The following is a 13482-nucleotide window of genomic DNA, read 5'->3' on the forward strand; positions in this document are numbered from 1 at the left end:
GCAATTTTATGAATATCCATTTATTCAGAGCCGATTGAAGCCGTGGTAAACAAGGCCTGAAATCTACTTTTTTCCGCGTTTGATTTTCTTTGCTGGGCGTGGTTAAGCGCCAGCTTGGCTTCATTTTGTAATTGTGTATCGGCATATACTTGCATTTTACGCACCGGTGCTTCGGCAGCTTTTTGAAAAAATGCTTCCGCTTCTGCTGTACGGTCCTGACGGAATAAAAAATCGGCGTAAAAATAATTGGCATCAATACCGTCGGGATTAATCTCCAAGCTGGATTTTAAGTACTCTTCAGCCATTTCATCGTCACCAAACGATACCGGCCAGCCTGGCAGCATGTAATACAAAGTACCCAGAGCGACATAAGCACTACCGTCCAGGGCTTTGGGGTTGATTTTGATAGCAGCTTCCAACAAATCCTTGGCATTTTTCAAATTGGACAACGCCGTTAAAGATGACTCAAACGCTGCATTGGTTGCCAAAATTGTAGCCAGCCAAATTTTGGCTTCTGCGGCACTGGGATAACGCTTAACCAACAATGCAGCTTGCTCCAATAATTTTGGATAGGTTTGTTTTTGACCTGCTTCGTCGGCTTGATAGTAAGCGTTGGCCCAGTCGTTTTCCAGACTTACAATTGAGGCATTTAGCTCGGATGCCATCAACGGGACAGTAAAAAGTAACAAAAAAACAACAAATGTGGCTCTATTCATACAGAAAATATAATCGATTGCGGATCATATTTCAATATGCAGGCTAAATTATTGTTATTTAGCAACTATCGTTAACTCAGGCAGCTGCCGATAAAGGCCATTCAGAAGCATATTTTAGTTGCTAGCTTGCAATTAGTGCTTACATGACTGATCGCCTCGACGAGGCATCTGTTGTTACAATTTTGTTTAAGTTTTGAAACCCTATGCCGAAAACTCATCAAATAAAACCTTTTGATTGAGTATTCTTGTAAAAAAGGCCTAGAATTTAGTCACTGATTTTTTAACAAGGCGTGGACCATGAAACCTGTTATAACTCCTAGCAATAGGGAAAGAAAAATAGCCGATGATGATTTCATCGTTTCCAAAACAGATGCCTCCGGTCGAATTACTTATGCCAACCGCATTTTTATGGAAATAGCCGGCTTTCCCGAATATGAATTGTTAGGTGTACAACACAACATTATTCGACATCCTGACATGCCGCGCGGCGTTTTTCGTTTTATGTGGAATACCCTGAAAGCAGGTGACGAATTTTTTGGTTTTGCAAAAAATCTGTGTGCGGATGGCAGTTTTTACTGGGTATTTGCCAACATTACACCGGATTACGATAGGGATGGTAAATTGCAAGGCTATTATTCTGTGCGTAGAAATCCACCCCGTTCGGCTATAGAAGCAATAACCCCTATTTATCAAGAGATGATGTCGATTGAAAAAACCAGTTCCGTAAGAGAAGCTCCCGATAAATCCCTCGCCTACCTTTTTGACGTTGTTAACCAAAGCGGGCTTAGAACCTACAATAATTTGGTGCTAACACTATACAAACCCAACGGAGTGTTTCAATGAAATCAATGCAAAAGGGTAACGCCAATATCCCGTTCCTAAAAACCCGAGTAACTTATGCAGTAACAGGTATTATATTCTTCTCGGCTGCCTTATTTGCTTTCACATTCCTGCATGTGGGTTTTTCCTGGTTGGCATTGGGCTTGACTATCCCATTCCCTGCGTTTGCCTATTCAATCTGGACTACGACCAGAAAAAATTTGGATGTGCTTCAGCGCATGGAAGAAGTGTTGGTGCTTACCAATCGCGGTGAACTCTACCACCGCGTTACCGGCACAAGAGGCCTGGGCGAAGTTGGCAAAGTAGCCTGGGAACTGAATGAATCCCTGGATATCATAGAATCCTATTTTAAAGAGATTAACACCTGCTTCAGTGAAGCGGGCAAAGGCAATCACGATCGCTTTGCCTTGGGCGATGGCCTTCCTGGCGTATTAAAACAGTCTGCTAACAACATGAATCTTGCCTTGCAGCACATGCATGACAATGAAAGACTGATGGTGAAAAGACGTTTGTCTGCCGGTTTACATAACTTGAATACCTCTAACTTGTCCGGTAACTTAAAAACCAGCCAAAGCGACTTGATTAACATTACCGAACAGTTGCAAAAGGTAGAGTCCATTACCTTGGAAACGGGCAGTAATGCCGATGCCAGCCTACGTACTGTTCAGCTCATCAGTTCATCATTGACGAATATCAACGACAATGTACATTCAGTATCGGACGTGATCGCTGCTTTGATTAGCGATAGCAAAAAAATCACAGAATCACTGTCTATGATTACCGGCATTGCCGACCAAACCAATCTGCTGGCTTTAAATGCCTCCATTGAAGCCGCCAGGGCTGGCGAACATGGTCGCGGTTTTGCTGTGGTGGCAGATGAAGTGAAAAACTTGTCTGAACACACAAAAAATGCAGCGCTAGAGGTGTCAAAAACTCTAAAAGCCTTTAATAAACGTGTGGAACAAATGCACACTGAAGCTGAATCTTCTGCGAGCCTATCACAAGAAGTTATGGAGCAAGTCAGCTCGTTTCATCATCAGTTTTCCAGCCTTTCAAAATCAGCTAAAGCATCGATTGGCTACATTTCATATGCCAAAGACAAATCCTTTGGCCTGTTGACCAAGCTTGATCACATTATTTACAAACAAAACGGCTATATTGCGATTGAAAATCCGAATGAATGTGCACAACATCAGGCAATCACGGTTGATAATCATAACTGCCGGTTGGGTAAATGGTATTACGATGGCATCGGTTACGAAAAATTCCGCACTACAACAGCCTATAGTGCTTTGGAAGTACCTCATCAGACCGTGCATTCAACCACTCAATTGGCTTACGCAATATCCCGAGAGGATTGGATTAACGACCCTCAAAAATTAGATGCCATAATCAAACAAATGCAATTTTCCGAACAGGCTAGCACTCTGGTTATGCAACAAATCGATGAAATGGTAGAAGAAAAGAATCGTAATGTTTAAGACTTTACCCGGATAGCGGCCTACACTATCCGGGTACAACTTGATTATCCAGTTACTGGCTTTTGCGGTACTTTCTTTTTCCAAATACCGCCGCTAGCAAAACAAATCCAGCCCCAACGCAGCCAATCCAGTAATGACAAGGCCATCCACAAAGACCACCCCAACATAAGAATACGGTATACCATCATCGGTGCAGACACTACGGTTGCTGTTGGCAATACTGGCCCACTGTGATCCTGGTACCAATTTAAAACCCATGCCGTCGATTGGTTACCTGTGATTTGCATATCCGGTGAACCCAACAAACCTTGCTGCACGGCAGCAAACAGCAATAATACTGATACTAATGTTAAAAAGCCCAAGCCAATCTGAGCCAGATTAAATTGATTAATATTTTCCTGACTTTGGTGACGGCGTATTCCCAGTGCAAACAACCAAATGACCACTATCAAACCAGCGCCAACATGAATCTGACTTAAACCAATTAACAACAAAAACCACTGCCAACTTTTTAAGGGTGTTAATGTACTTCTGCCCAAGCCCAACGCAAGTAATAACAATACCAATAACAGCCCCCATATCAGTGCCGCCGGACCAAACTTAGGCCCCAACGTGAACAAAACCCAGCGATCACTAGCGGATGTCACTTGAATATTGCTGTTAACACTATCGATACCCAAGTTAACCAATGGCGTGGTAAATAACAGCGATTGTTCACTGACTACCTGCCAATTCAAGGTTATTTGCTGGGTACCAGGATGGATCGGCAAGGTCACGGTATCAGCTTTTTGTCGGATCGGTTGCGTTACTCCATCGATACTGACGTCTTGCAATTCTGCCTGGACAGGTAAAATTAAATTATGCTGTCCGCCTTTAGAACTGCGTAGATTTAAACTCAAACTCGCTATCTGATTACGTTTGCCGGGCTGCAGGTTTAGTTGGCTTTTATCAATGGTTAGCGTTGGACCTGGCACTGGCTCGGGGCGGCTTATACTCAATACAACCTTTTCACCCGGCCAGGGCCGCCACTCTGGCAACCAAATATCTTGCTGATCCAGATGATGCACCACTGCGATTCCTGTGGCTTGCAAATGCCAGATTGGGCTGACATCGGCGCGCCATATTTCGCTCCATGCTGAAGTATCTGTTGCCTGCAATTCTAATTGCTGGCGTTTTTCCAATAAAGAGCGCCATTCCAGCATGTTTTGGCCGGCGGGCATGTTGACCAGCACTTTGCCGTTTTCGATATGTATTTGATCAGAAGTAATCGCCTCCCCTGGCAAAAGTGGGATTTGTAAAACTATCGGATTTTCATTTCCCGTTAATCTAATCACTTGGGTAGTGACATACCAGTCTAATCCCAAATGCAATGTTCTTTCTACCCGGACAAAAGCCGCCAAATCTTTTTCTTGAAAACCCGTTTTGGCAAATTGTGCATCGCTGTCAATTCTATTGAACTCTAGTTGGGCCGCAGTTTGGTGGTTTTCATATAAGCCCTCCACCCGCCAGCCATCGACTTTTACTTCGCTATATTTTGGTTTTAAGGGCAAAGGCAAGCTAAATCTAAACTTTTGATTATGTCGTCCATAAAGTAATACTCTGTGCACCCCCTTGTTTAAGGCTAACCATAAATATCCGTCATTTTCACGTATCAAATTGCTAGTTTGCTTACCATTGACCGCAACCTGCTCCGGTAACCATTGTTCCAGTTGAGCCGGCAATGGTATCGCTACATCTTGCTGAACGTGAACCTGGAGATCGATCAGCATTTCATTTTCAGTGGCCGTCAGTTTCATTGATGCAATTTCTGCACAGGAAGGCAGACATTCCGGGGCTTTTAAAAGCTGGGTTTTAAGCTGATCTAACAAACCCTGATCCGGAATATCGGCAAAGCTATCAGTATTTGCGAATATCAAGATTGGCAATAGTAGCCATGCGCTCACCCCGGGCAAACTCATAGGCATTTTTGCCGTTGCTAATCCTAGTACTTTCAAGCTCATTAGGGCTACCAGCAAAGCCTGCAGGAAATGCCAGACTAAAGTCCAAGGCGGCGATAGATACCAAAGCTGGATTTGCTGTTGACTATCCACGGCCCCATTCCAAGATAATTGAACAGTTTGCCATTTCCACTGTGGCAATCCTGGTCCGGTTTGTATATTCGCATCCGGATCAATTCGATCGAAATTGACTGCAAATGTGCTTGAATCAGCGACAGCTGAATTGGTTTTCTGCATTTTTCGGGCTATTTGTTGTACAGGCGCCTCCGACATTTCCATCGCCGCCCCAGCCAGCATATCCTCGCTGCTTGTGACACTAGCGGCAGAGGGTACCGCTTCAATCGGTTGCCAGGGCTTTTCTAGTTGAGGGTAAATACCCATGCGAATTTGTGCAATCATGAATGGTATTACGATCACTACCAAACTTAACCAACATAGATTGCGATACCAAGTTACCCAACGCGAAAATTGATTTTTTGGTAATACCCGCAATAATGCCAAGGCTGCCAGTATATTTAACCAGATCCAATGAGGGGCATCTGCTTCATGCCAAAATAACATCAAACTGATTAAGGCCAGCAAACCCCATTGCCACGACCACAATCGACTAATAGCCAGTGCAATAATTAGCACCAGAAAAATGTCCAACAATGTCCATCGAGTTAACCAACTATCGGGCTCATTATCGACACCGAATACAGCCAGTAAGCGCCAACCCGGCGGGATATTCAATTCCGCCTGCACCTGTTGAAATGTTTGCTGCCAGCCAACTGCATTTAAATATCTACCATTGCCTATGATGCGACTGTCTGCTTGTAACTCAACAGTGCCACGACGTACTTCAACACCCTGCTGACCATCATTGATTTGGGTAATCAATTGATTTTGTCCATTCAGTTGCACTTGTCCCAAATGCGTTTGTGCTAATGCATTTATACGCCAATCATGTGTCATTTTGCCATTGATACGGTCGCTAACCGTATAGCCGTCGCCAGCAAAATCCAACCACAGCTTGCGATTTAATCTAAGTTTATTCGGCTCCAGGTCTGGGTCGCCACGACGAATTAATTTAAACCGCATACTTTGCCCCTGCTTGACTTGATAAGATGGCAGTTGTCGCCATTCTTCGGGCAAATTCGTTAGACTGGCATCTATCGGTGCCAGGTTTTCAATCTCGACTAATCTCAATGCTGGCATAGCTTTAAATGCCCAAATTTCGGATTCAGGCCAAGTCGTATCTTTGATGGCTAAATCTAATTGCATCAATTGCTGCGGGTATCGTGATTGAATTTTGATTGTCCATTGACCAGGTCGAACTTGTAACAACAAGCTGCCGTCATTATCTATTCTGGCAGAGAATGGACTATCAACACTTATTGGGATGAATGCCGGTAACAAAGCATACGGTATGCTGACTTCCCTTGCTGCACCGGATACATTTAACATCAAATGTGTAAACATCTGCAATGGATTGTCGTCGATAATCTGCCTGAATACTTGTAAATCTAAACTGTCTTGTTGGTTATTAGTGTTACTAACTTGTTGCGATCCTAGCCATAAAACATCCTTCTCGATGCGCGGATAGTTGATTGTTTCATTGTTTATGCTCAGCTGAATTAACCCGGTTTCCCTCGCAATAGCCAGACTTTCCGGCAGCTTGTCCCAGAAAAACTCACCGCTGATTTTATGATGTCCAGCTGGCAGCCAAATTGCTGGCTTGCCATGATATCCGCTTACTATAGCGGGCTTTTGCCCTTGCAGAACCATCTGCGGCCATTGTTTTTGATCGCCGGGCAAGATTATCCAGCCTGCTTGATATAGCGTCCATTCACCGCTAAATCGGCCAGAATTGTTTTGCAATTCCAGTCGCAAAGGACCTGACCAGCTGCAATGCTTTTGTTGATAATTATGATATAGAAATGGGCACTCTAGCTGGGGATAGTCCGCCAGCACCCATGGTATCCAGGGCTTTAATACTTCTGGTACAGCCTGGGTATCAATGGCAAGAACCGAATATGATTTGATTACCAGTAGCAAAACTAGCAATAAACGCTGAAAGAACATCATTGGGCTGCTCCGATTTGAGAGGTGAGTAGACACTTTTACCCTGTTTTCTCAGAGCATTTTAAGCCCAATCAGCCTACCGAATGCTTCTTTATATTTCGGAATATTAAATGTTAAATCAAACAAGCAACCACTGATGATTGCGGAAAATACAACGTCCCAAGCAATTGCTACACGCGAATCGGAAGTATATTTTCCCTTACATCCTACGACTGGCACAGGACGAACGGAAAATCCTGCGCCATCGAGAGGGAAGTTTTTTGATTAATGCCTTAGAAGACTCACTATTTTTACAAGATCTTTTATCAAAAATTTAGCTTGGTTTAAATACCTTTAATACTGACTTCCGACGTTTTTTATCGCTGCGAAATTGTCTTAACATCTCTCGTAGATACTCCACGATACAACTGCCTTGGTCGGCCTATCTTCTGTTCAGGATCTGAAATCATTTCATCCCATTGGGCTATCCAACCTACTGAGCGAGCCAAAGCAAAGATGGCAGTAAACATTTCTGTCGGTATACCCAAGGCTCTAAGAACTATACCTGAATAAAAATCTACATTCGGATACAATTTTTTCTCAACAAAGTATTCGTCTTCCAACGCTATTCGCTCTAACTCCATTGCCAATTTGAATAATGGATCATCTTTTAAATTTAACTCATCCAATACTTCATGACAGGTTTGTCGCATCAGTTTTGCACGGGGATCATAGTTTTTATAAACCCTGTGACCAAAGCCCATCAAGCGAAATGAATCGTTTTTATTTTTTGCTTTTGCTACATATTCCGGTATCTTGGACACATCACCTATATGTTCAAGCATATTCAACACAGCTTCATTTGCTCCACCGTGCGCAGCTCCCCACAAGCAAGCAATCCCTGCAGCAACACATGCATAAGGATTTGCCCCACTTGAACCAGCTAATCTCACTGTTGATGTCGATGCATTTTGTTCATGATCCGCATGTAAAATCAGAATTCTATCTAACGCCCTGACTAAAACTGGATTTGCAATATAATCATCACAGGGATCTCCCATCATCATTCGCATAAAATTTTCAGCATACCCTAGCTTCCTTTTAGGATACATAAATGGTCGTCCAGTACTGTATTTATAGCTCATTGCTACGATATTCGGCATTTTTGCAATAAGTCGAATAGCCGTTAAATTTCTATCTTCTACGCTGTAGATGTCTATAGCGTCATGATAGAACGCTGATAGAGCACCTACCACCCCGACTAATATTGCCATTGGGTGCGCATCACGTCGAAATCCACTATAAAAACGGGCTATCTGCTCATGTATCATGACGTGCTGCCCAACATCCCCAACAAATCGCCTCATTTCCGCGCCATTTGGCAATTCGCCTTTCAATAGCAAATATGAAACCTCAAGGAAATCGCATTTCTCTGCTAACTGCTCTATGGGGTAACCACGATAAAGTAAAATTCCTTCATCACCATCGATATAAGTTATTTTTGAGGAACAACTGGCTGTTGATGTAAAACCGGGATCATATGTGAAATGACCTGTTTTTGCGTATAGTGTCCGAATATCTATTACCGATGGCCCCATAGAGCCTGTCAAAATAGGCATTTGATTAGCTTCATCTGAACCATCTTCTATTATGGATACAATTTTTTCAGCCATTAATACTCTCCCAAAGTGAATGCCTCTGTATTGTTACAGATTAATTTCATTCTATTCCATGTTGAATCTACTAACTAGACTTGTATTGTTAAGCTTTAATGACTTAATTATTTCCATATTTGAATTATTTTTTATGCCACTAACTATTCAATATAACCCTGCTGTCATTTAATTGGATTATTTACTAACCCAAAATAAAATTCTTTCATTCCAAATCTACCATCTATTTCATAGCTTCTTCTTCATTCGTCACCACACCGGACATACACTCTAATACGCTTTCAGCAAAGTTTGCATGTGCCTCGGCTAAAGCTTTTGGCGACCCAAATGCTTCTCTAAGTTCATTCATGGTTTTATTAGGATCTGCTGATTCATTTAATCTAAGCATTTTGCTGTAGTTTTTATAGGCTTGGCTTCGCGCAGGATCAAATGGTAATAAACCAGGCATATTTTTTGACGATGTTTGTACCACACAATCAACCATTGTCTTTGGTTCAATCTTGTAGTCCTTAATATCATTATCTTTCTCTACTTGCTGTAGCACGGCTTGCTCATATTCTGCCTTTTCTGCACAGCCAACCATCATTACTGCTGCTATAAGTATCAAAACTTTATTCATTTCTTTAGACGTGTGATTAAAATTATTATTTATATGACATATCTGCCATAGCTTTGAGTAATTTTTATATTTTTTATGCTAAAAAAAAGCCCCCACCACCCTAAGGTAGTGGAGGCTTCTCATCCTCATTCTAAGATATTATTCTTAGAGTACTTTCATTAGATGAAAGATGGGATTAATGGAGCATCAACTGTTACCAATTGACGTGAACCATTTTCGTCCCAGAAGAACAGCAGACCTGCGAAACGGCTGTCTGGATCGTAGATCAAGTCAGCTAAGCGGTATACTTCCCATGCTGCATCAGAAGCTGTAACTTCAATAGTACGTGTCTCACCTGGAGCCAGTGGGCTATTGTCGCTAACAGTCAAACCTTCTTCAGCCAACAAGTCATCTGGATAAGCAGTTTCATCTTCATGAACTTCTGGATCCAAGAAACGTACGCCAGCAGTGTTGAACTCGCCTAAACGTACTGATGTATCACCATTGTTGGTAACAGTCATGGTCATTTGCATTGCACGACCTGGTACACGGTATGTAGCGTCATCAATTTTAACTGAAACAGTAGCTTCAGGCATTTGATAAGTTTTCATGCCACGCAACAAACCAGCTTGCAAAGGAGTAGTTACAGGGTATTTAGAGTTAGTTGTGCCCATAGAAGCAGCAACGATAACCATAGTACCTACAGCAAATACCATACCGATTTTTTTATCGCCTGCAGAAATCAAAGTACTAGCTTTACCAGTGCTTACTGCAATGTGACGAGGTACGAACATTGGGCGTTTAATCCAGAACAACAACCATGCGAAAGCTACTGCAAACCATACAGCATGCCAGAAATAGGTGTTTTCTAGATTATAAGTTTCCAAGTCGATTGTTTGACCAGTCAAAGTAGTAACTGGATTAACGAAATCGCCCATAGAACCTGTAATGGTTGTCCATTTACCAGGACCGATGATTGGACCACCGCCTTGAACGTTCATCATTGAGTGAACATGCCAGTCGCCTGGGCGACGTGCTTTCAACAAAACTTTGAACTCGTAAACTTCACCCAGCTCCAAAGAAACTGAACGAGGAACCAATTGACCACCGATCCAAGAACCAGCACGAATAAATACTGGACCAGGAATACCAATGTTCAAAAACGATACTTCTGGCTTATCAACAGTTTCTGGCCAACCTTTAAATACCAGGAATTTGCCTGAAATGGTCATAGTGTCGTTAACCGGCACTTCTTCTTTTGACCAATTCAAATCAAACCAGTGAATTGTCCGCATACGCATAAACGCAGCCTGAGACTTTTCACCGTGAGCAGATGCTGTAGGAGCATAAAACATCGCTGCTGTCATTGTGATCAGCAGTGCGACAAAGGACAGTTTTGCAACTTTGTCTTTAATTATTTTCATAATTTCCTCCTCTATTACTAGAGAATCTTGTAATTAAGATCTACTGGCATAATTAGTACATGCCAGCTGTCATTTTCAATCAAAACTTCAGATTAGGATGCTTCGTCAGAAATGAAATCGGTTTTAGCGAACCATTTTCCGAAAAAGTGCCACAAGAAGTAAATGATGATAGAAACGAATCCAGAGAAGAACGCTGATACAGGAGCAACGTCTTTACCGAAAGTTCTTAATGTACCTTTCTCTACCATACGAATGTACTCAGGAGTACCAGTTCTAACATAGTGGTAACCTTGTAAGTCAGCCAAAGTCATCATCATGCCGTTGTATTCAACAGGCACGTGCAATGGAGCGATTACAGGCCAGTTACCTGGATAGAACAACAGACCATATGCCAAACCACCAACAACAGCTGTCAAAGTCATGCTATTACCCAACATCAGGATAACGTCAAGAACAATGGCACCTGGGATCAGGTTAGATGGGAATACGAAGTTTACTGGGAAGTAAGTCCAACCCCAGAAGTTCATGTATCTGTTGATCCACTCACCTAACATCAGAGCAACTACAGAAAGAGTTGCGCCGATTGGCAAACGGTATCTCCACCACAAGCATGCTTGAACAGCCGCAGGGAATGTAATAGAAACGATAGGTGCTACGGTTACCCATAGACGTCTATCTTTCCAGTCAGTCCAGAAATCCCAGTCACCACCAGTCAACATATAATGAATATGGTAACCACCTAGAACTGCTGTGAACAGTGTAAAAAGAATCATCCAGTCGAACGTACGGGAAACTTGTACCGCTTCCGCACGTGAACGTACAGCTGATTGAGATGCGCTCATTAGCTTACCTCCTAAAGAATTAAAATTATATTTTTTTTTACTTTCCCTTATCCTGCCCTACACGAAGTAGGGCAAGAAAGGAGATAGTATTTACTTTTACAGACTTGGATTAAGCCAGGTCTTTTTTCAGCAATTTGGTAATTGCCATTACTTCGGTATTCACTACACCCATGATAGCAAGAGCAGCCCAACCAAAGAATACGAAACCGTAATGCAATGGTGCAACGAACAACTCTTCCATAAACCAGAATGTGTGACCCCATTCGTTCAAGCCAACATTAGGCAAGATCATGAATGGACCGATTACCGCAATCAAATACATCAAATGCAGACCTTCTTGGTATGTAGGCAATCTTGTTTTTGCATACATGAAAGAAGCAGTACCAGTGATGATATAGATTGGGTAAGACAGATAAAATTCGATGATGTGACTTGGTGTAAAGTCAGTATCACGAACGATGGTTTGGTGCCAAGTACCGTCTTGCTCTGTGAAGTAAGAAGCGCCCCAGTAGATAGCCCAGCCGTAACATACCAACCAAACCCAATGATGGAAATGTCTTCTCAACTCTTCACGAGGTGTGATTGACATAACTTTACGATCACGAGTTTTCCAAAGGAAGCCGTTGATACCTGCGAACAGGATAACTTCGACTACGATCTCGATGTACAGCATGTTCATCCAGTATGTTTCAAACTCTGGAGCAAACGAGTCAAGACCAGCTGACCAGCCGTAGACGCCTTCGTACCAACGAATGAAAGAATAAAAAACCAGATACAGCAAAATGCCTAGTGTCAGGTTTCTTTTATTTAAAAGCGGTGCTTCCGCAGCATCAGCCTTAACTGATTCAGTTGTAGCAGCCATTTCTACCTCCTAAAAGATTATCTAAATCCCCGGTTTAACCGGGAGTTCTTTGTGTTTCCATTAATAACAAGTTGCTCTAAAACGAACAACCCACCCCAATCCCTTAGAGTGTTTGCCAGTCTACCATCACAACAAGCCATGTCAAGATAATATTCTTTATTTTCGACCAACATTTGACATGCCACTTCATCGCTTAATTAATCGCTAAACGCGGGGAATTTTTTTTTGTTAGAATTCTCACAAAGTTACCTTAAAACATTACAACAACACCCACACAACTTGCCATGAACAAAAAAAAAATAATTCTCTTTGCTCTTTGCTTAGCCGGCTTGCTTGCACTTCAAATTAAATTTCTTCTACCTTGGATGTATGACATTGCCGCTTCCGACCTGTTTCTGGTCGATAGTAAAGACAGCGGGGACCCGATGCATGTGAGCAACGACATGACTGCGCTTGCATTTTCTCAATGCAATAGCTATATCAACAGCAATCTGGACTCAGAATACTCTGCTTCATTCGCCAACCAGCCAACTAACGCTTGGGGCATTGGTAATTATGAATACATTCTTAATGCACCTGTTGAAATAAGCACTAAAGACACTCCCAGCACGGTTTATCATTATGTGTGCCGAATCCAGTACGATAATGGGGATGACCTATCCGGTGTTAATGATATTAATAACTGGTCTATCGGTGGAATTACCGGCATTCCTGATCTTTAATTTCACCACCATGCGCCAATAGCATTGATCGTTGCACTAGGCTTCGATCAATGCTCTGATCCCATGGCAACCGGACACTAACCAACTATAAGAATCATTTAATTTAAACCCTGATTATAAAACTTGAATGTTGGCATTCCCTGCCGACATGACGCTTTGTAGACTGCGAGGGGGAATTAGGATTTGGCTTGGAATAACTTCCCGAATTGAAACCGTCGTGTAAAACACCGTGATTCCGACTGGGATTGCCGGAAGTTATGTATGACAAAAATACTCAACTGAAG

Annotated in this window: 10 protein-coding genes; 3 read left to right on the forward strand and 7 right to left on the reverse strand. The window is 42.4% G+C overall.

What is annotated here, in order from left to right; all coding sequences use genetic code 11:
* Positions 1–20: 20 nt before the first annotated feature.
* Complete coding sequence (locus A1359_RS18065; protein ID WP_232322358.1) at positions 21–665, reverse strand: tetratricopeptide repeat protein; 645 nt, start codon at positions 663–665, stop codon at positions 21–23.
* 348 nt (positions 666–1013) lie between these two features.
* Here A1359_RS18065 and A1359_RS18070 point away from each other — a divergent pair, with 348 nt between their 5' ends.
* Both A1359_RS18070 and A1359_RS18075 read left to right on the forward strand, forming a co-directional pair.
* Positions 1014–1559 carry a PAS domain-containing protein gene (locus A1359_RS18070; RefSeq protein WP_066986552.1) on the forward strand — a complete coding sequence of 182 codons (546 nt, stop codon included), beginning with the start codon at positions 1014–1016 and terminating at the stop codon, positions 1557–1559.
* A 5-nt stretch (positions 1560–1564) separates the two neighbouring features.
* Positions 1565–3037 (forward strand): methyl-accepting chemotaxis protein, encoded by a 1473-nt coding sequence (locus A1359_RS18075; RefSeq protein ID WP_066986648.1) that lies wholly within the window; start codon positions 1565–1567, stop codon positions 3035–3037.
* A 44-nt stretch (positions 3038–3081) separates the two neighbouring features.
* On the opposite strand, the gene A1359_RS18080 is transcribed toward A1359_RS18075, so the two are convergent.
* The 6 genes from A1359_RS18080 to amoC all read right to left on the reverse strand — a co-directional run bounded on the left by A1359_RS18080 (position 3082) and on the right by amoC (position 12476).
* Entirely contained in the window at positions 3082–7101 is a 4020-nt protein-coding gene (locus A1359_RS18080; protein ID WP_066986555.1) for a hypothetical protein, read from the reverse strand.
* Between the two features lie 353 nt (positions 7102–7454).
* Positions 7455–8750 (reverse strand): citrate synthase, encoded by a 1296-nt coding sequence (gltA, locus tag A1359_RS18085; RefSeq protein ID WP_066986558.1) that lies wholly within the window; start codon positions 8748–8750, stop codon positions 7455–7457.
* Positions 8751–8973: 223 nt separating this feature from the next.
* On the reverse strand, positions 8974–9369 hold the full coding sequence (locus A1359_RS18090; protein ID WP_066986561.1) for a hypothetical protein: 396 nt from the start codon (positions 9367–9369) through the stop codon (positions 8974–8976).
* A 158-nt stretch (positions 9370–9527) separates the two neighbouring features.
* Positions 9528–10772 carry a bacterial ammonia monooxygenase, subunit AmoB gene (gene amoB, locus A1359_RS18095; RefSeq protein ID WP_066986564.1) on the reverse strand — a complete coding sequence of 415 codons (1245 nt, stop codon included), beginning with the start codon at positions 10770–10772 and terminating at the stop codon, positions 9528–9530.
* Between the two features lie 92 nt (positions 10773–10864).
* Positions 10865–11614: a bacterial ammonia monooxygenase, subunit AmoA gene (amoA, locus tag A1359_RS18100; RefSeq protein WP_066986567.1), complete on the reverse strand. Its 750-nt coding sequence runs from the start codon at positions 11612–11614 to the stop codon at positions 10865–10867.
* Positions 11615–11723: 109 nt separating this feature from the next.
* Positions 11724–12476, reverse strand: coding sequence for a bacterial ammonia monooxygenase, subunit AmoC (amoC, locus tag A1359_RS18105; RefSeq protein WP_066986570.1), 753 nt, complete (start codon positions 12474–12476; stop codon positions 11724–11726).
* 284 nt (positions 12477–12760) lie between these two features.
* Here amoC and A1359_RS18110 point away from each other — a divergent pair, with 284 nt between their 5' ends.
* A complete protein-coding gene (locus tag A1359_RS18110; RefSeq protein WP_066986573.1) occupies positions 12761–13198 on the forward strand; it encodes a hypothetical protein in 438 nt (145 codons plus the stop codon).
* Positions 13199–13482: the final 284 nt, after the last annotated feature.

The organism is Methylomonas lenta (assembly GCF_001644015.1).
Taxonomy (GTDB): domain Bacteria; phylum Pseudomonadota; class Gammaproteobacteria; order Methylococcales; family Methylomonadaceae; genus Methylomonas; species Methylomonas lenta.